16 protein-coding genes are annotated in these 19750 nt (G+C 59.6%); 13 read left to right on the forward strand and 3 right to left on the reverse strand.

What is annotated here, in order from left to right; genetic code table 11:
- Positions 1 to 34: 34 nt before the first annotated feature.
- The 5 genes from HUJ17_RS16020 (at position 35) to HUJ17_RS16040 (ending at position 7964) form a co-directional block, all read left to right on the forward strand.
- On the forward strand, positions 35 to 1063 hold the full coding sequence (locus HUJ17_RS16020) for an NADP-dependent oxidoreductase (protein ID WP_290511632.1): 1029 nt from the start codon (positions 35 to 37) through the stop codon (positions 1061 to 1063).
- Positions 1063 to 2517 carry a DHA2 family efflux MFS transporter permease subunit gene (locus HUJ17_RS16025; protein WP_290511633.1) on the forward strand — a complete coding sequence of 485 codons (1455 nt, stop codon included), beginning with the start codon at positions 1063 to 1065 and terminating at the stop codon, positions 2515 to 2517. Before HUJ17_RS16020 ends, HUJ17_RS16025 begins: the two co-directional genes overlap by 1 nt.
- Positions 2507 to 3427, forward strand: a complete 921-nt coding sequence (locus HUJ17_RS16030) for a 2-dehydropantoate 2-reductase (protein WP_290511634.1) — start codon at positions 2507 to 2509, stop codon at positions 3425 to 3427. The genes HUJ17_RS16025 and HUJ17_RS16030 overlap by 11 nt, the downstream gene beginning before the upstream one ends.
- Positions 3428 to 3741: 314 nt before the next feature.
- The gene (locus HUJ17_RS16035; protein WP_290511635.1) at positions 3742 to 7095 is read left to right on the forward strand and encodes an Ig-like domain-containing protein; all 3354 of its coding nucleotides are present in this window, start codon (positions 3742 to 3744) and stop codon (positions 7093 to 7095) included.
- A 14-nt stretch (positions 7096 to 7109) separates the two neighbouring features.
- The gene (locus HUJ17_RS16040; protein ID WP_290511636.1) at positions 7110 to 7964 is read left to right on the forward strand and encodes an OmpW family outer membrane protein; all 855 of its coding nucleotides are present in this window, start codon (positions 7110 to 7112) and stop codon (positions 7962 to 7964) included.
- 340 nt (positions 7965 to 8304) lie between these two features.
- Here HUJ17_RS16040 and HUJ17_RS16045 read toward each other — a convergent pair whose 3' ends face one another.
- The gene (locus tag HUJ17_RS16045; protein ID WP_290511637.1) at positions 8305 to 9273 is read right to left on the reverse strand and encodes an NAD(P)H-quinone oxidoreductase; all 969 of its coding nucleotides are present in this window, start codon (positions 9271 to 9273) and stop codon (positions 8305 to 8307) included.
- Positions 9274 to 9445: 172 nt separating this feature from the next.
- Here HUJ17_RS16045 and HUJ17_RS16050 point away from each other — a divergent pair, with 172 nt between their 5' ends.
- The 3 genes from HUJ17_RS16050 to HUJ17_RS16060 all read left to right on the forward strand — a co-directional run bounded on the left by HUJ17_RS16050 (position 9446) and on the right by HUJ17_RS16060 (position 12218).
- Positions 9446 to 10471 (forward strand): MBL fold metallo-hydrolase, encoded by a 1026-nt coding sequence (locus HUJ17_RS16050; protein ID WP_290511638.1) that lies wholly within the window; start codon positions 9446 to 9448, stop codon positions 10469 to 10471.
- Between the two features lie 167 nt (positions 10472 to 10638).
- On the forward strand, positions 10639 to 11502 hold the full coding sequence (gene hchA, locus HUJ17_RS16055) for a glyoxalase III HchA (RefSeq protein WP_290511639.1): 864 nt from the start codon (positions 10639 to 10641) through the stop codon (positions 11500 to 11502).
- Positions 11503 to 11507: 5 nt separating this feature from the next.
- Positions 11508 to 12218, forward strand: a complete 711-nt coding sequence (locus HUJ17_RS16060) for a PA1136 family autoinducer-binding transcriptional regulator (RefSeq protein WP_290511640.1) — start codon at positions 11508 to 11510, stop codon at positions 12216 to 12218.
- A 3-nt stretch (positions 12219 to 12221) separates the two neighbouring features.
- On the opposite strand, the gene HUJ17_RS16065 is transcribed toward HUJ17_RS16060, so the two are convergent.
- Both HUJ17_RS16065 and HUJ17_RS16070 read right to left on the reverse strand, forming a co-directional pair.
- Positions 12222 to 13616: a hypothetical protein gene (locus HUJ17_RS16065; RefSeq protein ID WP_290511641.1), complete on the reverse strand. Its 1395-nt coding sequence runs from the start codon at positions 13614 to 13616 to the stop codon at positions 12222 to 12224.
- Positions 13617 to 13923: 307 nt separating this feature from the next.
- The gene (locus HUJ17_RS16070) at positions 13924 to 15081 is read right to left on the reverse strand and encodes an acyl-CoA dehydrogenase family protein (protein ID WP_290511642.1); all 1158 of its coding nucleotides are present in this window, start codon (positions 15079 to 15081) and stop codon (positions 13924 to 13926) included.
- Positions 15082 to 15401: 320 nt separating this feature from the next.
- Here HUJ17_RS16070 and HUJ17_RS16075 point away from each other — a divergent pair, with 320 nt between their 5' ends.
- The 5 genes from HUJ17_RS16075 to HUJ17_RS16095 all read left to right on the forward strand — a co-directional run.
- Positions 15402 to 16604 (forward strand): 3-oxoadipyl-CoA thiolase, encoded by a 1203-nt coding sequence (locus HUJ17_RS16075; RefSeq protein ID WP_290511643.1) that lies wholly within the window; start codon positions 15402 to 15404, stop codon positions 16602 to 16604.
- Positions 16605 to 16699: 95 nt separating this feature from the next.
- Positions 16700 to 17866, forward strand: a complete 1167-nt coding sequence (locus HUJ17_RS16080) for an acyl-CoA dehydrogenase (protein WP_290511644.1) — start codon at positions 16700 to 16702, stop codon at positions 17864 to 17866.
- A gap of 125 nt (positions 17867 to 17991) precedes the next feature.
- Positions 17992 to 18447, forward strand: coding sequence for a MarR family transcriptional regulator (locus HUJ17_RS16085; protein ID WP_290511645.1), 456 nt, complete (start codon positions 17992 to 17994; stop codon positions 18445 to 18447).
- Between the two features lie 124 nt (positions 18448 to 18571).
- Complete coding sequence (locus HUJ17_RS16090) at positions 18572 to 19000, forward strand: organic hydroperoxide resistance protein (protein WP_063508073.1); 429 nt, start codon at positions 18572 to 18574, stop codon at positions 18998 to 19000.
- Between the two features lie 135 nt (positions 19001 to 19135).
- Positions 19136 to 19750 (forward strand): YbaY family lipoprotein (locus tag HUJ17_RS16095; RefSeq protein ID WP_290511646.1); only part of this gene is annotated, 615 nt, incomplete at its 3' end.

Consider the following 19750-nt stretch of genomic DNA (forward strand, 5'->3'; position numbering starts at 1 on the left):
TCCTACAGGTAGGTTTGAAATCCGGGAGAGCACCATGACGATCAATCGCCAGATTATTCTGTCCGAGTACCCCAAGGGGATGCCGCAGGCTGAGCATCTGCCCCTGCGCGAAGGGGCGATACCAACCCCGCAAGACGGACAGGTTCTGATCAAGACCATCTACCTGTCCCTGGACCCCTACATGCGCGGTCGCATGAGTCCGGCCAAGTCCTATGCCGCCAGTGTGGAGCTCGGTGATGTGATGCAGGGCGCCACCGTGGGCCAGGTGGTGGAATCGCGCCTGGAGGGTTATGAAGCCGGTGATTACGTGCTCGGTTTTGGTGGTTGGCAGGAATACTCCGTGCAGGGCAAGGCCATGCTGCGCAAGCTGGATCCGAAGCAGGCGCCCATCAGCACCGCCGTCGGGGTGCTGGGCATGCCGGGCTTTACCGCCTATGCCGGGCTGCTGGAAATCGGCCAGCCGAAAGAAGGTGAAACCGTGGTGGTGTCCGCCGCCAGCGGGGCCGTGGGGCAGGTGGTTGGTCAGATCGCCAAGCTGAAAGGCTGCCGTGTGGTAGGCGTGGCCGGGGCGCCGGACAAGTGCCAGCATGTGGTTGAGGCTTATGGCTTCGATGCCTGCGTCAACTACAAGGACGAGGATTTTGACGCGCAGCTCAAGGCAGCGTGCCCGGACGGCATCGATATCTATTTCGAAAACGTGGGCGGCAAGGTGTTCGATGCGGTGATGAAGCAGGTCAACGATTTCGCCCGCATTCCCCTGTGTGGTCGCATCGCCCACTACAACGATACCGAAGCGCCTCAGGGACCGGATCAGTTGCCCGCGTTTCTGACCAAGCTGTTGGTCAAGCGGATCCTGATCAAAGGGTTTATCCAGTTCGATTACGCCCACCTGATGAAGGACTTTGTCCGTGACATGAGTACCTGGATGCAGGCTGGAAAAATTCAGTACCAGGAAGATATCGTCCAGGGTCTGGAAAACACCGTGGATGCCTTCCAGGGCCTGTTGACCGGACGTAATCGCGGCAAGCTGCTGGTGCAGGTCAGCGAGGACCCCACCCGGTAATGGCGTCGGTAGAGGCCCAGGTCGAACGGTTGTTCGACCGTTATGGGCCACGCTACCGCTGGCTGGCCACCATAACCGTGATGCTCGGCACCATGTCCGTGGTGCTGGCGTCCACCATTATCAATGTGGCCATTCCCACCATCATGGTGGAGTTTCAGCTCGCCCAGGATCAGGTGCACTGGCTGGCCACCGGCTTTCTTGCTGCCATGACCGTGGGAATGCTGCTCAATGCCTGGTGTGCCCAGCGATTCGGTGCCCGTGGTGCCTATCTGCTGGCCATGGGGCTGTTTATCGTCGTGTCCATTATCGGTTCTGTCAGTGAGCAGTTCCCTCTGCTGGTGGCGGCCCGTATCGGACAAGGTCTGTTGGCCGGGCTGGTACAACCGTTGGCCATGATTACCATCTTTCAGGTCTTCCCGCTTAACCGGCGCGGCCAGGCCATGGGAATCTATGGGCTTGGCGTGGTGTTGGGGCCGGCGATTGCCCCTGCCATCGGAGGGGTGCTGGTGGATACCCTGTCCTGGCGGGCGGTGTTCCTGGTGGTGCTGCCGGCCTGTGTGGTGGGCATGGTGATGGCCTGGCGGTACCTGCCCGGCAAGGATCGCCAGCTGGCACCGGTTCGCCTCGACCGTGCTGGCGTGCTGTTGCTGGCCCTGGGTATCACGGCAGTGCTGTGGGGGCTGGCCAATGGCCATCGCCGTGGTTGGAGCGACCCCTGGTTGCTGACCACGTTGCTTGTTGGCACTGTCTCGTTGGCATGGTTTGTGGTGTGGCAGCGGCGCCATGCCCACCCTCTCATGGATCTGAGGGTCTTTGCGTATCCGGGCTTCACGGGCAGCTTTCTCATGTCCATGGTGATTGGGGCCGGGGTGTTCGCCTCCACCTATGTGACGCCGCTGTATTTTCAGCAGGTACTGGGCGAAAGCGCCGCCAGTGCCGGCCTGATGTTGATGCCGGCGGGACTGGCCATGGCGTTCACCTTTCCGGTGGCCGGACACCTTACCGACCGATTTTCCGAGACCCGCATCATGATCATCGGTCTGCTGTTGTTTGTCCTCAACATGGCGCTGATGGCGGGTGCCACCTTGGCGACATCGGCGGTATGGCTGGTGTGGTGGACGCTGCTGGGCAGGGTGGGGCTGGGGTTGATGATGCCGCCATCGTCCACCGGGGCACTGGGCTTGCTGCCACCGGCATTGATTCCACAGGGCTCGGGCATTTTCAATTTCGCCCGGCAGATCGGCGGTGCCCTGGGCGTGAATCTGTGCGCCCTTTGCATACAATTTTTCAGTGATCGCTATGGGCAGACTGATCCTGCGTTGTCGCTGGCAGAGGCCTTTGAATTTGGTTTTGATCGGGCTTTCTGGTTGTTGTTAATCGTTTTCCTGCTGTCGTTGTGGCCCTTGCATGCCATGCGGCAGGGCTTGATAAAGAGACACTGTTATGACGGATAAACCTCGCATTCTGATCGTCGGTGCCGGTGCCATCGGCAGCTTTTATGGGGCCATTCTTAAACGGGCTGGCTGTGAGGTGAGTGTGGTGCTGCGCTCGGATTATGACGCGGTTAAGGAGGGCGGCTTTCGTTTTACCAGCCCACTGGGGGAGTTGTCCTGGCAGCCGGAGCGGGTGTATCGCCCGGATGACACCCCGGACGCGTTTCCCGATTATGTTCTGCTCTGCGTCAAGGTGTTGCCCGGCGTGGATCGTGCCGCGCTGGTGCGTCCCTGGATGGGCGACCACACCGGCCTGGTGCTGATTGAAAATGGCCTGGATATCGAACGGGAGCTGGCCGATGCCTATCCGCAGCATCCTCTGGTGAGCTGCCTGGCATTTATCGCTGTCAGCCGCACGGGCCCCGGTGAGGTTCATCATCAGGCCTACGGCCAACTGGTAATGGGCAATTTTCCCGCGGGGTTTGATGAGCACTGTCGCCGCTTGAGCGGCCTGTTCAGGGAAGGGGGCATTGAGGTTAACGATAGCGAAGCGGTTGTGGGGGAGCGCTGGCGAAAGTGTGTCTGGAATGCGCCGTTCAATCCTCTCAGCGTGCTGTGCAATGGGGCCGATACGTTATCGATTCTTGATGCCCCCGGTGGCGAAGACCTGGTTCGTACCATGATGAAAGAGGTGATGGCCGTCGCCGCTGCCGATGGCTATCCGCTCCCGGACGATCTGGTGGAAAAAAATCTGGCCGGTACCCGCAAGATGGGCGCCTACAAAAATTCCATGGCACTGGACTACCTGAGTGACCGACCCATCGAACTGGATGCCATTCTCGGCAATGTGGTAGCGATTGCAGAGCGCCACAGGGTGTCTGTTCCCCACCTGAAGACGGTGCTTACCGCACTGCGTATCCGTTACCAATGAGACGTCATCTTGTCCGCAGCATGATACAAAACGTCATGTTGCGGTTTTTCTTGTCAACCAACGATTACGAACAAAGTTTTAGTGCAGAATTTCTGAGCAAAAAGCCGGTCTTCAAAAGCCGTTGAATTGGTTGAGAATTTTGTGTGTGAAGTATACGTGAAGATAAAAAGTGTCTATTTATCAGGTAGATAAAACACACCATTATGTGGATTTTTGCTTACAAACGATAACTTGTCCCCGTCCTCCCGCCACTGAATCCTGTCCCCGGAATCAATAGAAAAATCTGCCTCCAAAAACAAGAAACGGGTGAAAGGATGCGCACAATACCGATACAGCGCCTGGCTGTTTTATGTCTGCTTTATCCCCTGCTGAATGCCTGTGAAGACGACCCGGATGTGTTTATCCCTCCGGAGCCCGGCGACGCTCTGATTTATGCCTACCCCTCGGATGGCATGGTGGATCTGCCACTCGGCAGCAAGTTGCTGCTGACCTTTTCCAGCGCCATTGATGAGGCTGCCGCCAAGGCACAGTGCCAGCCTGACGGTGAGAATTTTGCCGGTGCCCTGTGCCTTGCCGACAGCGAGGGGAATCTGGTGGATATGGCCAGTGCCGAGGTCTCCAACCGCAAATATACCCTGACCTTTTCCATGTCAGGTCTGCGCCCCGGTGAAGAGTATCGGTTGTGGGTATCGCCGCAGATCGCCTCAGGCATCGTCAACCTGGATGATCAGGACGGCCCGCTGATTACGTTTCGCACCCGCCAGTACCACCCGCTGCCCGACCAGGTTCCCGAGGTACTGGCCATCAACCAGGAGAATCCCGGGGCCTATTTGCCGGAGCCTGTTGCAGAAGAACGTTTCCCGTTCATGGATTTCTCGCCGGTGCGCATCACCTTCACCGAGCCGTTGGTGGAGACCACCGTCCGTTACGGTGACACGGTCAAGCTGGAGCATCAGCAGTCCGGGGAACTGGTGGATGTCAGGATTCTCAATGAGCGCCACTACATCACCCTGGACCCCAAAGAGGACCTGATCGGCGGCGACACCTACACACTCACCCTGCAGGGTCTGGAAGATTTTGACGAAGACGTGCTGGAGACAGTGACCTATGAGCTGACGCCCACGCTGTCCAAGGATGACGTGGTCGATCTCAATCCGCCCATCAAGCAGCTGATGAAAGCGCAGCCGGCCCAGGGGGATCCGGGCTACCCGCAAACCTCTCGCCTGCACGGGTTGCCGCTTAACCAGTTCAACCTGGTTACCGAAGCACTGGGTGTGACCCAGGTGAATGCCATGCCGCTGGTACTGGAAGGCTGGATGGGCCGACCGGATGTGCATGTGGACGCGGTGCCCGTGGTTGCCCGTGCCGGCCAGCAGCTGCGCATTACCGGTATTGATCCGATCAAGCTGGGTGGCGAGGTGCGAACGCCCATGTTTACCGGCGACATCATTGGCACCTTTGTGACCGACGTGACCGGCTATCTGGTAACCAACCCCTATCGGCCCAAGGGTTTCCAGCCCGATGACGATTATGCGCCGATGTTTGTCTATATGAATTTTGACCTTGCCATGCATGCGGAAGAGCCGCGGGGCAATGCCTCGGTAAACCAGAACCTGATGCATATCCAGGCGGTCGGTGTAGTGGATGTGAGAGATGGTGCGCTGACCTTCGAGGTGTTTCGAACCCTGGAACTGGACGTGCTTAGCGGTGCCGCCAAAGTCAGCGCGGACTTTGCGCTGGGTGTGCGTGCCGACGTGGACTTTGAGTTCGAGCAGTTCAATCGCGATCCGCTTCAGGCAACCGGGTCGTTCCCGGAGCATAACCAGGTCCAGGTAGAACCGAGCAACAATATCGTCGTGGTATTCAACGAGCCGGTACACGACGAAGGAATGGAACAGGTGAAGTTGTTCCGCCAGGACAGCAACGAACCGGTGCCGGTGCAGGTCCGTAGCAGTGGTTCCAACCTGGTGATTACTCCGCTCAATGAACTGGCAGCAGGGCAGCGCTATTACCTGGATCTGGGCGATGGCCTGAAAGACCAGGATCTGTTCGACCCCTCGCACCTGCAGTTCGTACCCGGGGATGCCACCGACGGCACTGGCCAGATTGTTTTCGATACCGCCAGCTATGCGGCCGACAATGGCGCGCCGGAACTGCCGCCGGTGGTGCTGGGGGCCTACCCCGGTATCGGTTGTGCGTTGGAAGACCGTGGCGTCGAGCGCCAGGATGCAGACGGCAACACGGTGCAAATGGCTGGCCGGTGTGTGGGCGGCCTGGCGTCGGATTCGCTTTACTACCCCTTCTTCTACGACGTCAGTCGCCCCATCGAGATAAGTTTCAACATGCCCATGGAAATGGCGTCCATGACGTTCGGCATCATTGCCGCCGATGGCGAATCCTGTGAAGGCGGGGCCATGTGTCTGGGCGAACAGGCCAATGGCCAGTGGCAGAACATTCCCATGTCGGCACGACGCAACAGCCTGCGTCTGCGGGCGCAGCCAGCACCGGACACCATCATCCCCGGCAATGAGTACCGGTTGGTGATCAACGGTGGTGACAATGGGGAGCCGGTATTCCGCAGCCACGATCGCTTCGGCAACCTGGATATCAATACGGACCCACTCAACGGCATGGGCACCTGCGGTCCTCTCTCAAATCAGCCCTGTGAGGGTGGTCCGCCGATTCTGCTCGATTTCACCGCCACCCCGGATGAAGGGGCTGCCTATGCCACTGTTCTGACCCGGGAGTACACCGACATCAATGGCAATGGCAACTGGGATAACGATGAAGTGGAAGCGGTCAACAATCATGCCCGCGGTCATGTGAAAAGCACCGGTGGGCTGATTGGCGGCGCCAACCTGGATCAAGGTGACCAGATCTTTACCCATGCGGCGTTGCCCATGGCGTTTCTGCCAAAGCAACCGCTGGACCTGAGTTATATCGGTCTGGTCGATGAAGGCAATGGCCGCTGGTGCGCCACCCAGGAAGATGCCGATGGCGAAATCTTCTGTATCCAGACCGTAGGAGGGTCGGCGATTCCGGTGGAGATCAATGCTCAGCATGTGATGGGCACATCACTGACCGCCAACGCGACGCTGGCCATTCCGGTTCTGGGCGATCTCATTCCGTTACCACTGGAAACAGGTGCACTGGTGCTGCGTTTCCGGCCCTATGACGACAAGCCCCCGCAGCCTTTGCGCGGGTTTGTGGTGAACCAGATTGACCCGGACACCGGGGAGGAAATCGACAATCCGATCTTCATCACCCGCCTGGATGCCTGGCTGGATGCCCCGGACCTGCGCCTGCTCTCCGCATTGATCCCCGGTGGGCAAGCCATACCCAATGTGGCGGATGCCAACGTGAGAAGCCTGCCGGTATCAGCCTACCTGACCGGGCCGGTGAAATTCCTGCGCAACGGGCAGATCACCCTGGAGTCACGCAATGCGTCCGCCATTGCCGCGACGCTGAACCTGTCAGTGGACCTTGGTGCTCTGATCCCGGTACTGGGAGACCTGCTTGACCTGATCATCGGCGGCATTCTCCCGGAAGAGGGCGTGGGTTCACTGGAGCTGGGCATTGCCAAGGACGACTTCCGCATCCGTGTGGTTAACAACCCCACCCACGCCCGCCTCACCACGGCGGGTCAGGAAAATGCGGGGGAGCGTTGATAATGAGAAAAACAATGGATGCGAAAAAACGGATTTTCCTGTTTGTCGTGCTGGGGTTGCTGTCTGCCCATGTTGCCAGTCAGGACATGTACGGCCCGGATTACCCCGGGGTGAAATTCACCCAGAAGATTTTTGGCGAAGACCGGCTCTACTTTCGCTTCGGAGCCATCCATATGTCCCCGGACGTAAAGACCCGATCGATCACGCTCAGCAACCTGTCAGAGATTGCTGAAGTGGCGGTGGAGCCTGGTGAGCAGGAAGGGGAGGCGTTCAGTGATCCGCTCACCATTCCGGCTGCCATCATCGGCTACAAGCTGCGCTGGGGGGATGGTGGCTGGTCCATCGAAACCATGGCGGCCCTGCCGCCCACCCTGGAACTGAAGGCCAAGGGCAAGCTGGCGGATGAGCCACTGGTCACCGAGGCCAACGGAATTCCCACCGGGGTGCCCGCATTGGGCGAAAAGGTGGGCGAAACCAAGGTGGCGCCGCCCATGGTGACCCTGGTGAAGCGATTCCGCCTGGACCACAACTTCCGGCCCTATGTGGGTCTGGGAGCCGTGTATCTGTTTACCTACGACAGCCATGTCACCAACCCGATTCTCACAGAAGTGGGAGAACCTGAACTGGAGATTCAGGATAAATTCGGCTGGGTAGGGCAGATTGGCGCCGATTGGCGGTTGAGCGATCACTGGTGGCTGGCCGCGGATGCCAAGTACATCAGCGTCAAGGAAGTGAAAGCCAAGGTAGACCGCACCTTCATCCGCGCCCCGGGCCTGCCCCAGTACCAGTACGCGGAAGTGGGCGACGCGGAATTCGTGGCCGACATGAATGTGTACGCCTTCCACCTGGGGGTGGGCTTCACGTTCTGACTTGCTGCGCGTAATGCGCTGATATTCGGGAAAAGCGGTTTTACCACAGAGGGCACAGAGTTCACTGAGGAAAACATCATCTCTGTGTTCGTTATGCCCTTGGTGGTGCACTGCTTTTCCTTGTCACGATCCCATTCGCCTATTTCCATCGCAGGAAGCGTTGCGCAAACCGAATTCCCGTCTTTCCTCAGTGAGCTCTGTGCCCTCTGTGGTAAAAATCAGCCTTTAACAAGCCGTCGACACAAAGCGTAGCCCGACCTGATGTTTTTGGTCATTGAGGCCCGGGCAGAAAACGTGAAATAGTATTTCAAATATTGTTTCCCGCTGGGCCTTGCGCATGTCAGTCGCCAACCACAATCACTCGCTTGCCACTGAAGTCGTTCCCGGCCATATGCTCGTGGGCGGCTTTGGCGTCGGTGAAGGGGAAGGTTTCCAGTGGCAGGGGCAGCAGGCGGCCGCTGGCAAACAGGGGCGCAAGACGGTCATTGAACAGCTGCGCCATACGGATGCGGTTCTCCAGGGGCTGGCTGCGCATGGTCATGCTCTTCAGCGTCTGGCGTTTCATCAGCAGGGCGCCCAGATTCAGCTCCGTGCTCAGGCCGCCAAGGACGCCGATATTCACCAGGGTGCCCTCGGCACGCAGGCCGCCGAGCAGGGCATTCCAGTCCGGGCCAACCATATCCAGAATCACCGCCACTCCCTGACCCTCGGTCAACGCATCCAGCTGCGCTTTCAAGGTGTCGTCCTCGCAAACCTGGGCCGCCAGCCCCATGTCGGTGGCCGTGTCCAGCTTGCTCAGGTCGCGGCTGCTGCCGATGGGGCGGGCGCCCAGCGTTGCGGCCAGTTGCGTTGCGGCCAGGCCGACGCCGGCGGTGGCCGGACGAATCAGACACCACTGGCCAGGCTGCAAACCGCCTTCCAGGAACAGAGCCCGGTAAGCGGTCAGAAACGCTTCGGGCAGGGTGACGGCGCGGGCGAAGTCCATGCCATCAGGAACGGTCAGCGCTTCCCGTTCATGGGTGACAACCTGCTCCGCATAGGCACAACCGGGCACCAGGCCCATCACCGCATCACCCACTTTCCGTTGCTGCACCCGCGCGCCCACGGCGCTGACCACCCCGGCGTATTCCAGCCCGGGAATGCGACTGTCGGTGCCCGGCGGTGCCGGGTACCGGCCCAGCACCTGCAACAGATCCGCCCGGTTTACGCCGATGGCTTTCACCCGCACGCAAATTTCCTCCGGCCCCGGTTGCAGGTCCGGCAGGGTGTCCAGTTGCAGTTGCTGATCCTCAATACACCAGGCACGCATGGCTGTGCTCCTATCAATAATGGTTTACCACAGAGGGCACAGAGTTCACTGAGAAAACCCCTTGCCTGGAAGCCCTGTAAGCGGCTCTCAGAAACAAGCGGCGTTGCAAACAGCAGTTTGTTTTTCTCTGTGTACTCGGTGACCTCTGTGGTGAAAAAACAAAAGGTTGGTTATGTCACTACACTATCCGTTCACTGATCTGCCGCCGGCAGGTCAGCGTTTCAAGGTGGCCGACGGGGTCTACTGGCTGCGGTTTCCGCTGCCGTTCGCCCTCGACCATATCAATCTCTGGTTGCTGGAAGACCACCATGGCTGGGTGATCGTGGATACCGGGCTGGGAGTTCGCCGCAGCCGGGAAATCTGGCAACAGTTGCTCAGCGAACAACTGGACGGCAAACCGGTGACCCGCATCATCGTCACCCATTACCACCCGGATCATCTGGGCATGGCTGGCTGGCTGCAGCAACACTGCCAGGCGCCGGTCATCATGAGTCGGGGCGAATGGCAACTGGCCAGCCATATCTGCGACGCCAGCGACGAACAGACCATCGAACGCTTCAAACATTTTCTCGGCAGCCATGGCCTGCAGGGCGACAACCTGGACAAGGTGGCTGGCAAGGGTAACGGCTTTCGTCGCGTGGTGATGCCCATGCCGGTGGACCCGCAATTTGTCGGTGCCGGTGACAACCTGACCATCGATGGCCAGCGCTGGCAGATTCATATCGGTCGTGGTCATGCTCCCGAGCACCTGTGCCTTTACCGGGAAAGCGATCGTCTGCTGATCAGTGGCGACCAGGTATTGCCGACCATTTCCAGCAATCTGATGGTGCGGCCCACGGAACCGGAAGCGAACCCGGTGGCCGCCTTCGTGGGCAGCCTCAAGGCCATACGCGATGCCTTGCCCCGGGACACCCTGGTGTTGCCCGCCCATGGTCTGCCGTTTCGAGGCTTGCACCAGCGCATCAATGCACTGGCGGACCACCATGACCAGCAACTGGATCAGGTGCAGGCCGCCTGCCGTCAGCACCCCCACAATGCCCACGACATGCTTCCGGTCATGTTCCGTCGGGAACTGGATGTGCAACAGCTGATGTTTGCCATGGGCGAAAGCATTGCTCACCTCAATTGTCTGGTGGAGCAGGGGAGGGTGCAGCGGCAGAACCGTGGAGGAATCTGGGTGTTCAGAAGCGCTGCGTGAACCGGAGTCAAAATAACGTTGCGAAAAGGGCAAGGCAACCGAAGCGGCCCGAATGACACATGATGAAATAGATCGGCGTTGCCACTGGGGGAAATCCCTCATTGCCTGTCATGAAACTCGTTCTACACTGAAGCGACTAATGTCTCATACAGTGATGGAGAGTTTTCATGGCAACAGCGCAATCTGATGACAAGCGTCCCACTCCGGACCCGGCGGAAGACAATGCATTCTTTCCGTCCCCTTATTCCCTCAGCCAGTTCACTGCTCCGAAATCAGACTTGAGTGGCGCAGACTACCCGTCCCCCTATACCGGTGGTCGCTGGAAAGTGCTGGTCGTTGGTGCGGATGAGCGCTATTTGATGACTGACAACGGCACCATGTTCTCTACCGGTAACCATCCGGTGGAAACCTTGCTGCCCATGTATCACCTGGACAAAGCCGGTTTTGCATTCGACATCGCGACCCTGTCCGGCAACCCGGTCAAGTTCGAGTTCTGGGCCATGCCGTCCGAGGACGAGGAAGTGAAAGGCTTGTTCTCCAAGTTCCGGGGCCAGTTCAAGCAGCCCCTGAAGCTGGCAGATGTGGTGAAAGACGCACTGGGCGAAGACTCGGATTATATCGGCGTGTTTATTCCCGGCGGCCATGGTGCCCTGATCGGCCTGCCAGAGAGCGACGATATGAAAGCGGTTCTGGAGTGGGCGCTGGCAAATGACAAATTCATCATTTCCCTGTGCCATGGCCCCGCGGCCTTCCTGGCGGCGAAAGGCGGGCCTTCTTTTTCCGGATATAAAATCTGTGCCTTCCCGGATGCACTGGATGCCCAGACCCCGGACATGGGGTATATGCCGGGCCATCTGACCTGGAAATTCGGGGAACAATTGACGTCCATGGGATTTGAAATTGTGAATGACAACATCTCCGGAGAGACCTGCCAGGATCGAAAAATGTTGACCGGTGACAGCCCTCTGGCCGGCAATGCGCTGGGGAAACTGGCAGCGAAGGCCTTGCTTGACGCTGTGGGTAATGAGTAACCCCTGTGCCAACCGATGACGCCGTGCGCGTGGCTCTCTTGCTGGAAAGAAGCGAGAGCCTGACAAGTATCCAGGATGCGGTTCGTCGCTGTGCCAGTGGCTTTGGTTACGACCGCTTCGTCCTGTTTTCGGCATCCGCGTCACTGGACGAACTGGTCGACCGCATTTACTGGGTAGAGGGGGACTGGTTCGGAGACGGAAAAGCGGTGGATGCGAAAACCTACGTCAGGCGTTGCCCGGTAACCCGACATATTCTGGATATCGGCGAGGCATTTTTCTGGACCAAGACACTGGATCAGGAAGGCGAGCATTATCGCATTGTTCGCAAGCCACAGGGGCCTGGCATCCATGGATTGCAGGTTCCGATATTCGGACCACTCGGGCTGGAGGGGGCGATGAGCCTGGGCGGCGAAAAAATCGATGCGTCACCGGCGGCCCGGCTATCGGCAGGGCTGGTGGCCACCTCGGCTTTTCTTGCCGCTCGCCGCCTTATCGAAATGCCGGACCGGGAGACGCCCAGAGTTTTATCCGGCCGGGAAAGCGAGATATTGGCATGGACAGCGGCAGGCTGGCGCCAGGCGGATATTGCGGCAACCCTGGGTTTGTCCAACCGAACCGTTGAGAATCACCTGCGCAAGGCGCGGCAACGCCTTGGGGTGGCGACAACCGCTGAGGCCATACGCGTCGCAATTCGAAACGGGTTTATCAAGGGGTGATACCTACAATATTGCCGCAACCAGCATCATCCATAACGCCAGCATCGGCACCACCAGCACAAAGAACAATCCGTTCCAGCGCCAGGCGATCTGATAGGGCGAGCGGCCAATCAACTGGCTGAGCACCAGCATGGAGGCAGTGAACGGCGAGGAAATCATCGACAGGCTCCAGGCGCACATCAGGCCCACGGCCAGCAGGCGTGGGTCGGCGCCGACCCCATCACCCAGCAAGGATGCCAGTAAGGTGACTGACACGATCGGGTTGAGCCCTACCTGTGCCAGCGCCACCACCAGCAACATGGCGGCCACGGCCATGGCGGCGCCCTGAAGGTGGGTGGCTTGCAGCAGCTCGTATAGCAGAGGCTGATCAATCAGAGGCGTCAGTAGTGCCCCCAGGCAGGCGGAGCCGCCCAGCACGGCAATTTCTCCCCGATTGGCGCCAAAGATCAGCCGTGAATGTCTCCCCAGTAACGTCAGGGCCCGTGGCAAGCCGGTGCCGCCACCCAGCCGCCGCCGTTGCAGGGCCATCCACAGTATTGCTGACAGCGGGCAGGCTACCAGCACGGCCACGGGCAAACGCAGGTCCGCTGTCACCGACACGGCGAAAACACTCAGGGTGATTGCCAGCGCCAGCAGGGTGAATTGCCACAGCGGTGTCAGGGAGGGTGGCGCGGTGTGTGGCACCCGGCTGGCCAGATGGCCGGGGCGTAATTGCCAGTCCAGCCACCATCCCAGCAGGAAGAACAGGCCGGCGGTGGGCAGTGCCACCGGCGCCAGTGTGGCCCAGGTGAGACTCGGCATATTGGCCAGGATCACTGCCATGGTGATACCCAGAGGCGAGACCAGTGGCGCCAGGGCAAAACCGCGCAGAATCGACAGCATCATGCGTCGCTCCCGCGCCGCCTGAATGTCCTCATGGCCGCCGGCGGCTTTCAGGGTATTGCTGCGCAGTACCATGGCGCCGAACAGGTTGAGCACGCCGATATTGATGATCACCCCGAACAGGGCGGTGCCCAGTGACAGGGTGGGATAACGCAGGGCCGGTTTCTGGCGGATCAGGGTAGTGCCGGCCTCCCGCACCAGCCGCGAGCGCATGGCGGAGACTCGCAGCAGCCCCAGGGAAGACACAAAGGTGGCAAAGAAACAGAGCCGATCCAGCGCCCCTAGCAGAATGGGAACGGGCTGGGCGTCACGCCAGACAACCACAGCAGCCATGGCGATAACCACCAGCAGAATCCCCTTTGCCATCCGGGTCTGGCGGGGCCATTGCACCAGTAGATAAAGCAGCAGTGCGATGCGCGCCAGCCAGCCCCCGGCTTGCAGGTCGAACACCAGAAACAGCAGGGTGCCCAGCATGCACAGGGGGAGGGTGTAATGGAGTAGGCGGGTCAGGGACATGGGTGAGTTGCGAGTTGAAAGTTTAAAGTTGAAACGTGAATCGCTGTTGCTGCCAATCGAACAAAGCCGGACCCGCGCCGGTAGGTCTGATTCGCGATGCGAGCATCGCTTCCCACAGGGCCCCAAAGAACGATAGATTTTTTTGTGGGAACGGAGCGTAGCGGAGTAACGCCCGCAGGGCGGCCCGAAGGGTGAGCGCAGCGAATAACCTATGCTTGCATAGCGAATAGAGCATTTGACCGCGGGCACTGATTCCATCAATTACCTTTGGCCTGGAACGAGCTTTTGAACTTTCCACTTTAAACTTTCAACTATTCCCTGCCTGCCGCGCCAGCTCCCGGGCAATGACGATCTGCTGGATCTGGGTGGTACCTTCGTAGATCCGGAACAGGCGCACGTCGCGGTAGAAGCGTTCCACCGCATAGTCCGCCATATAGCCGGCACCGCCGTGAATCTGCACGGCACGGTCGGCCACGCGGCCTACCATTTCAGAGCAGAACAACTTGCAGCAGGACGCATCCAGACTGACCTTTTCACCCCGGTCCTTGCTGCGGGCGGCTTCCAGCACCATGGAGCGGCCGGCAAACATTTCCGCCCGGGAATCCGCCAGCATGGCCTGAATCAACTGGTGTTCGATGATGGGCTTGCCGAACTGTTTGCGCTCGGCGGCAAAATTCACTGCGTCTTCAATCAGTCGCGTGGCCACGCCCACACAGATCGCAGAGATATGCAGGCGGCCCCGGTCCAGCACTTTCATGGCGGTCTTGAAACCTGCCCCTTCCTTGCCACCGATAATGTTCTCGGCGGGCACCCGGCAATTGTCGAAAATGATGTCGCAGGTGTGGGCGCCTTTCTGGCCCATTTTCACATCGGCCTTGCCGCGGGAAATGCCGGGGGTATCGCCTTCCACGATAAAGGCGGTAACGCCACCGCCACCCTGGATCTCCGGGTCGGTGCGGGCCATCACGGTAAACAGCCCCGCATGGGGGCCATTGGTGATATAGCGTTTGGTGCCATTGAGGATGTAGTGGTCGCCGTCCCGCTGGGCGCGGGTTTTCACCGCACCGGAGTCAGAGCCCACATCCGGTTCGGTCAGGCAGAAGGCGCCAATCACTTCGCCCGTGGCCAGCGCCGGGACGTATTTCTGTTTCTGTTCTTCGGTACCATCAATGAGGATGCCCTGGGCGCCGATGCCATTATTGGTGCCCATCAGGGAGCGGAAGGCCGGTGAGGTACGGCCGAGTTCAAAGGCCACCAGCACTTCCTCTTCCATGGTCAGCCCCAGGCCGCCGTATTGCTCGGGGATCGACAGACCGAATAGCCCCATGGCCTTCATGTCGGCGACAATGTCTTCGGGAATGGTGTCCGTCTCAGCCACGTGCTGTTCAGCAGGCACCAGTCGTTCACGGACAAAGCGGGCAATGGTATCGGTCAACTGGCTGAGGATTTCGGCATCACGAATCATGGTCGGGTCCGGCGGTAATATTGGGTCTTTGGGGGCGTGACCGCGAGGCGAATCACTTGCATCGCACTCTGTCACGGCCTATTCTGCCCGTCAAGTTTCAAAACAACATTCCGCACAGCGGACAAAGGCAGTTGCAAGTGACAAGTTGCAAGTTGCAACGCGGACGAGGCGGGTAGCGCCTTGAGGGCATTGTCGCCGCGCCAGAACCCTTGGCGGGATAATATGGGTGCGCGGCGGAAGTGGTAGCCAAATAATAAATCCCATGTCGCGTTGTAACTTGTAACTTGCAACTTGCAACTCCCTGGAACGGGAGAGTGCAAATGCTGGATGCCTATATCTACGATGGTCTGCGAACCCCTTTTGGTCGCCATGGTGGCGCCCTGGCGCCGGTGCGACCGGATGACCTGTTGGCCGGGGTGATCCGTGAGCTGGTACAGCGCAACGGGTTCGAGCTGTCCCGCTATGAAGACGTGGTGATCGGCAATACCAATCAGGCCGGTGAAGATGCCCGCAATGTGGCGCGTCACGCCGGCCTGTTGGCGGGGCTGCCGGAATCCGTGGCCGGGATTACCGTTAACCGCCTGTGTGGCAGTGGCCTGGCGGCGACGCTGGATGCGGCGCGCATGGTGACGGTGGGAGAGGGCGAGCTGATTGTTTCCGGCGGCACCGAGTCCATGAGCCGGGCGCCGTTCGTGATGGCCAAGGCCGAGAAAGCCTTCAGCCGCGATATGACCATCTTCGACAGCACCATCGGCGCCCGCTTCCCCAACCCGGCCATCCTCAGCCAGTTCGGTGCCGACACCATGCCGGAAACTGCCCAGAACGTGGCCAACGACCTGGGCATCAGCCGTGAGGCATCGGATGCGTTTGCCGCTCGTTCCCAGCAGCGCTACCAGGCGGCCCGGGAACAGGGTTTTTACCGGGAAGAGATTCTGCCGGTGACTGTTCCCCAGGGCCGCAAGAAAGAGCCGCTGACGGTGACAGAGGATGAGCATCCCCGCGCCGGCACCACCGCTGAAAAGTTGGCAAAACTGCCTGCTATCGTTGAGGGTGGCATCATCACCGCAGGGAATGCCTCCGGTGTGAATGACGGTGCGGCGGCACTGATTATCGGTTCCCGTGCTGCCGGTGACGCGGCGGGCATTGTCCCGCGCGCCCGGATTCTGGCGGGTGCGGTGGCTGGTGTGGCCCCACGGGTCATGGGCCTGGGCCCGGTGGAGGCCTGCCGCAAGGCACTGGCCCGGGCCGGTCTCACCCTGGCGCAGATGGATGTGATCGAGATTAACGAGGCGTTCGCCACCCAGGTACTGGGCTGTTGCAAACAGCTGGGGCTGGCTGGCGATGATGAACGTCTCAACCCCAACGGTGGGGCCATTGCCGTGGGGCACCCACTGGGGGCATCCGGTGCGCGCCTGGCCCTCACCGCCATGCGCCAGCTGGAGGCCGGTGGTGGCCGTTATGCGCTGGTCAGCCTGTGTATTGGCATTGGTCAGGGTGTGGCCATGGTGATTGAGAGGCAATGAATAATTAATAGCTAATAATGAATAATGAAACCCGCAGGGCGGAGATTTCTTGCCGGAAATTTCCGCCCTGCGGAATGAAACGAACAGGATGACTAATGCAAAGATTCGACTGGAAAGATCCGTTGTTGCTGGAAACCCAGCTTACCGAAGACGAACGCATGATTCGTGATGCGGCCCATGATTACTGTCAGAGCAAACTGATGACCCGGGTGCTGGAAGCCAACCGGCACGAGATTTTCCACCGGGACATCATGACGGAAATGGGGGAACTCGGTTTTCTCGGTCCCACCATTCCCGAGCAGTATGGCGGCGCCGGGGTGAACCATGTGAGCTACGGCCTGGTGGCCCGGGAAGTGGAGCGGGTGGATTCCGGTTATCGCTCGGCCATGAGCGTGCAGTCGTCGCTGGTGATGTTCCCGATTCATGCCTTTGGCAGTGAAGCGGTGCGCCAGAAATACTTGCCGAAACTGGCCACCGGCGAGTGGGTGGGTTGCTTCGGGTTGACCGAGCCGGATCACGGTTCTGACCCGGGCTCCATGAGCACCCGCGCCAAAAAGGTGGACGGTGGCTACCTGCTCAACGGTGCAAAGACCTGGATCACCAATTCCCCCATTGCTGATGTGGCAGTGGTATGGGCCAACCTGGACGGCAAGATCACCGGCTTTGTGGTGGAGCGCAGCTTTGACGGTTTCACCACCCCGAAAATAGAAGGCAAGTTCTCCCTGCGCGCTTCCATCACCGGGCAGATCATGCTGGACGACTGTTTTGTGCCGGACGAAAACCGCCTGGACGTGGAAGGACTGAAAGGGCCGTTCAGCTGCCTGAACAAGGCCCGCTACGGGATCAGCTGGGGCGCCATGGGCGCGGCGGAATTCTGCTGGCAGGCGGCCCGGCAATACACCCTGGACCGCAAGCAGTTCGGTCGGCCTCTCGCGGCGACACAGCTGATCCAGAAAAAGCTGGCGGACATGCAGACCGAAATCACCCTGGGCCTGCAGGGCGCATTGCAGCTGGGCCGGTTGATGGATAGCGGCAACTGGGCGCCGGAAATGGTCTCGCTGATGAAACGCAACAACTGCGGCAAGGCCATCGACATCGCCCGTCAGGCCCGCGATATGCACGGCGGCAACGGGATCAGTGATGAGTACCACGTGATCCGCCATGTGATGAATCTGGAGGCGGTGAATACCTACGAGGGCACCCATGATGTGCATGCCCTGATTCTGGGCCGTGCCCAGACCGGGATTCCGGCCTTCGGTTGATAGCGCGAGGCTGAAGACTTTAAAGCCCCGGCAAGCCGGGGCTTTTTTGTGGCGTTGTACCCGTGCCTGCAAGGCTCCAACAACATATGCTTGCTATTAAGTAGCGCGCTATTTAAAGTGAGCCCATGAACGATGACGCTCCTGACAATGCCTCCTGGCTGAAGCTGGACCTGCAGGTCTGTTTTGCCCTGTATTCCGCACAGCTTGCCATGAGCAAGGTGTACCGCAAGCTGTTGAAGGAGCTGGGACTCACCTATCCGCAGTATCTGGTGATGATGGTGCTGTGGGAGCAGGACAGGCTGTCCGTATCGGAAATCGGCGAACGCCTGTTTCTGGATTCCGCCACCCTCACGCCCTTGCTCAAGCGCTTGGAAAGCATGGGCCTGGTGCTGCGCAAGCGCAGCCGTCCGGACGAGCGTCATGTGGAAGTGACCCTGACCGAATCGGGCAGGGCGCTGCGCCAGCAGGCGGAGACAGTGCCAGAGGCAGTACTGTGCGCCAGCCAGTGCAGTCCGGAAGAGCTGGTGCACCTGCGTGATGAGTTGCATGCACTGCGCGCGCGGTTGGCAAAGGCGGACTGAACCTGTATTGCATTGGGTGACACCGGTCTGGTTCCTGAGGGAATCAGGTCGCAAGCCGGAAAGGCCTATATTTTGGGTCTTTTAAATAGTGCGCTATTAAATAGCGAGTATAAGGGAGAGCACCATGAGTCTTGAAAAAGTGTTGTACGAAGCCACAGCCACTGCCACCGGCGGCCGTGATGGCCGCGCCGCCAGCGATGACGGCCAGCTGTCCGTCAAACTCACCACCCCCAAGGCCCTGGGCGGTCCGGGCGGCGAGGGAACCAATCCGGAGCAACTGTTCGCCGCCGGTTACTCGGCCTGTTTCTTGGGCGCCCTGAAACTGGTGGCCGGTAAAGCCAAGGTGTCCCTGCCGGAAGAAACCGCCATTACCGGTCAGGTGGGCATTGGTCCGCTGGGTGGCGGGTTCGGCATCCAGGCAACGCTGAATGTGAACCTCCCCGGGCTGGATCAGGAGCAGGCACAGACACTGGTGGAGAAAGCCCATCAGGTGTGCCCTTACTCCAATGCCACCCGCGGCAATATTGATGTGGAGCTGGTCGTTACCGTTTAAAGAAAACGTTGAAGAAAAGTAAAAAAGCAGCCCCAGTGGGCTGCTTTTTTATGAGCGGTGCTTTATTAGTAAAGCTCGGCAGGGAACCGCCGGGCGTCCAGCGAATCCCATCACTGACGATGACAAGGAATGACTATGCGATCTCCCATATTTACCCACCGTTCTGTTTCCGTGCTGTTTGGTTCCGCTGGCATTGCTGCCTTGCTTGTCCTGTCTGGCTGTGATCAGGGAAAACCGGAATCTGATAGCCAGCAACCTACCGTTGCTGAGCAGAGTGAAAAGACCGAACAACAGATCCTCAGTGGTAAAGCCATGTACCGAGAGCGTATGGCCATGCCGGAAGGCGCAACGCTCACGGTAACCCTGGAGGATGTATCGCTGGCCGATGCGCCGTCCACAGTGATCGCCGAGCAGCATATCGACGACCCGGGCCAGGTGCCGGTGCCCTTTACCCTGCGCTATGCCAGAGATGCAATTGTTCATGATCATCCCATGGCCTATGCCGTGCGTGCAGAGATTCGGGGTGCGGAAGGGCAATTATTATGGACAACGACCGAGCGTCACACTGTGGAATTGGGTGAGCACGCCAGTGGTGAAGATGTCACCATCATGCTGCAGCGAGTCGCCTCGGAGCAGCCTGAAGCCGCGCCGCCGAAAACGGGTATGGCCGGTGCCCGGGAAGCCGGTGCCACCTTCTGGGCGGTGGGTAACGAGCCCGGCTGGCACCTGGCGATTTATCCGGAAGAAAAA

The sequence above is a fragment of the Alcanivorax sp. genome, assembly GCF_014762765.1.
In the GTDB taxonomy this organism is placed as follows: domain Bacteria; phylum Pseudomonadota; class Gammaproteobacteria; order Pseudomonadales; family Alcanivoracaceae; genus Alcanivorax.

What these genes read in the sequence shown, in the direction of transcription:
- HUJ17_RS16030 (WP_290511634.1), top strand. Translation starts at nt 2,507, where the DNA reads ATGACGGATAAACCTCGCATTCTGATCGTCGGTGCCGGTGCCATCGGC.
- HUJ17_RS16085 (WP_290511645.1), top strand. Translation starts at nt 17,992, where the DNA reads ATGAACGATGACGCTCCTGACAATGCCTCCTGGCTGAAGCTGGACCTG.
- HUJ17_RS16040 (WP_290511636.1), top strand. Translation starts at nt 7,110, where the DNA reads ATGGATGCGAAAAAACGGATTTTCCTGTTTGTCGTGCTGGGGTTGCTG.
- HUJ17_RS16035 (WP_290511635.1), top strand. Translation starts at nt 3,742, where the DNA reads ATGCGCACAATACCGATACAGCGCCTGGCTGTTTTATGTCTGCTTTAT.
- HUJ17_RS16070 (WP_290511642.1), bottom strand. Translation starts at nt 15,081, where the DNA reads ATGATTCGTGATGCCGAAATCCTCAGCCAGTTGACCGATACCATTGCC.
- HUJ17_RS16020 (WP_290511632.1), top strand. Translation starts at nt 35, where the DNA reads ATGACGATCAATCGCCAGATTATTCTGTCCGAGTACCCCAAGGGGATG.
- HUJ17_RS16080 (WP_290511644.1), top strand. Translation starts at nt 16,700, where the DNA reads ATGCAAAGATTCGACTGGAAAGATCCGTTGTTGCTGGAAACCCAGCTT.
- hchA (WP_290511639.1), top strand. Translation starts at nt 10,639, where the DNA reads ATGGCAACAGCGCAATCTGATGACAAGCGTCCCACTCCGGACCCGGCG.
- HUJ17_RS16045 (WP_290511637.1), bottom strand. Translation starts at nt 9,273, where the DNA reads ATGCGTGCCTGGTGTATTGAGGATCAGCAACTGCAACTGGACACCCTG.
- HUJ17_RS16025 (WP_290511633.1), top strand. Translation starts at nt 1,063, where the DNA reads ATGGCGTCGGTAGAGGCCCAGGTCGAACGGTTGTTCGACCGTTATGGG.
- HUJ17_RS16050 (WP_290511638.1), top strand. Translation starts at nt 9,446, where the DNA reads ATGTCACTACACTATCCGTTCACTGATCTGCCGCCGGCAGGTCAGCGT.
- HUJ17_RS16065 (WP_290511641.1), bottom strand. Translation starts at nt 13,616, where the DNA reads ATGTCCCTGACCCGCCTACTCCATTACACCCTCCCCCTGTGCATGCTG.
- HUJ17_RS16090 (WP_063508073.1), top strand. Translation starts at nt 18,572, where the DNA reads ATGAGTCTTGAAAAAGTGTTGTACGAAGCCACAGCCACTGCCACCGGC.
- HUJ17_RS16075 (WP_290511643.1), top strand. Translation starts at nt 15,402, where the DNA reads ATGCTGGATGCCTATATCTACGATGGTCTGCGAACCCCTTTTGGTCGC.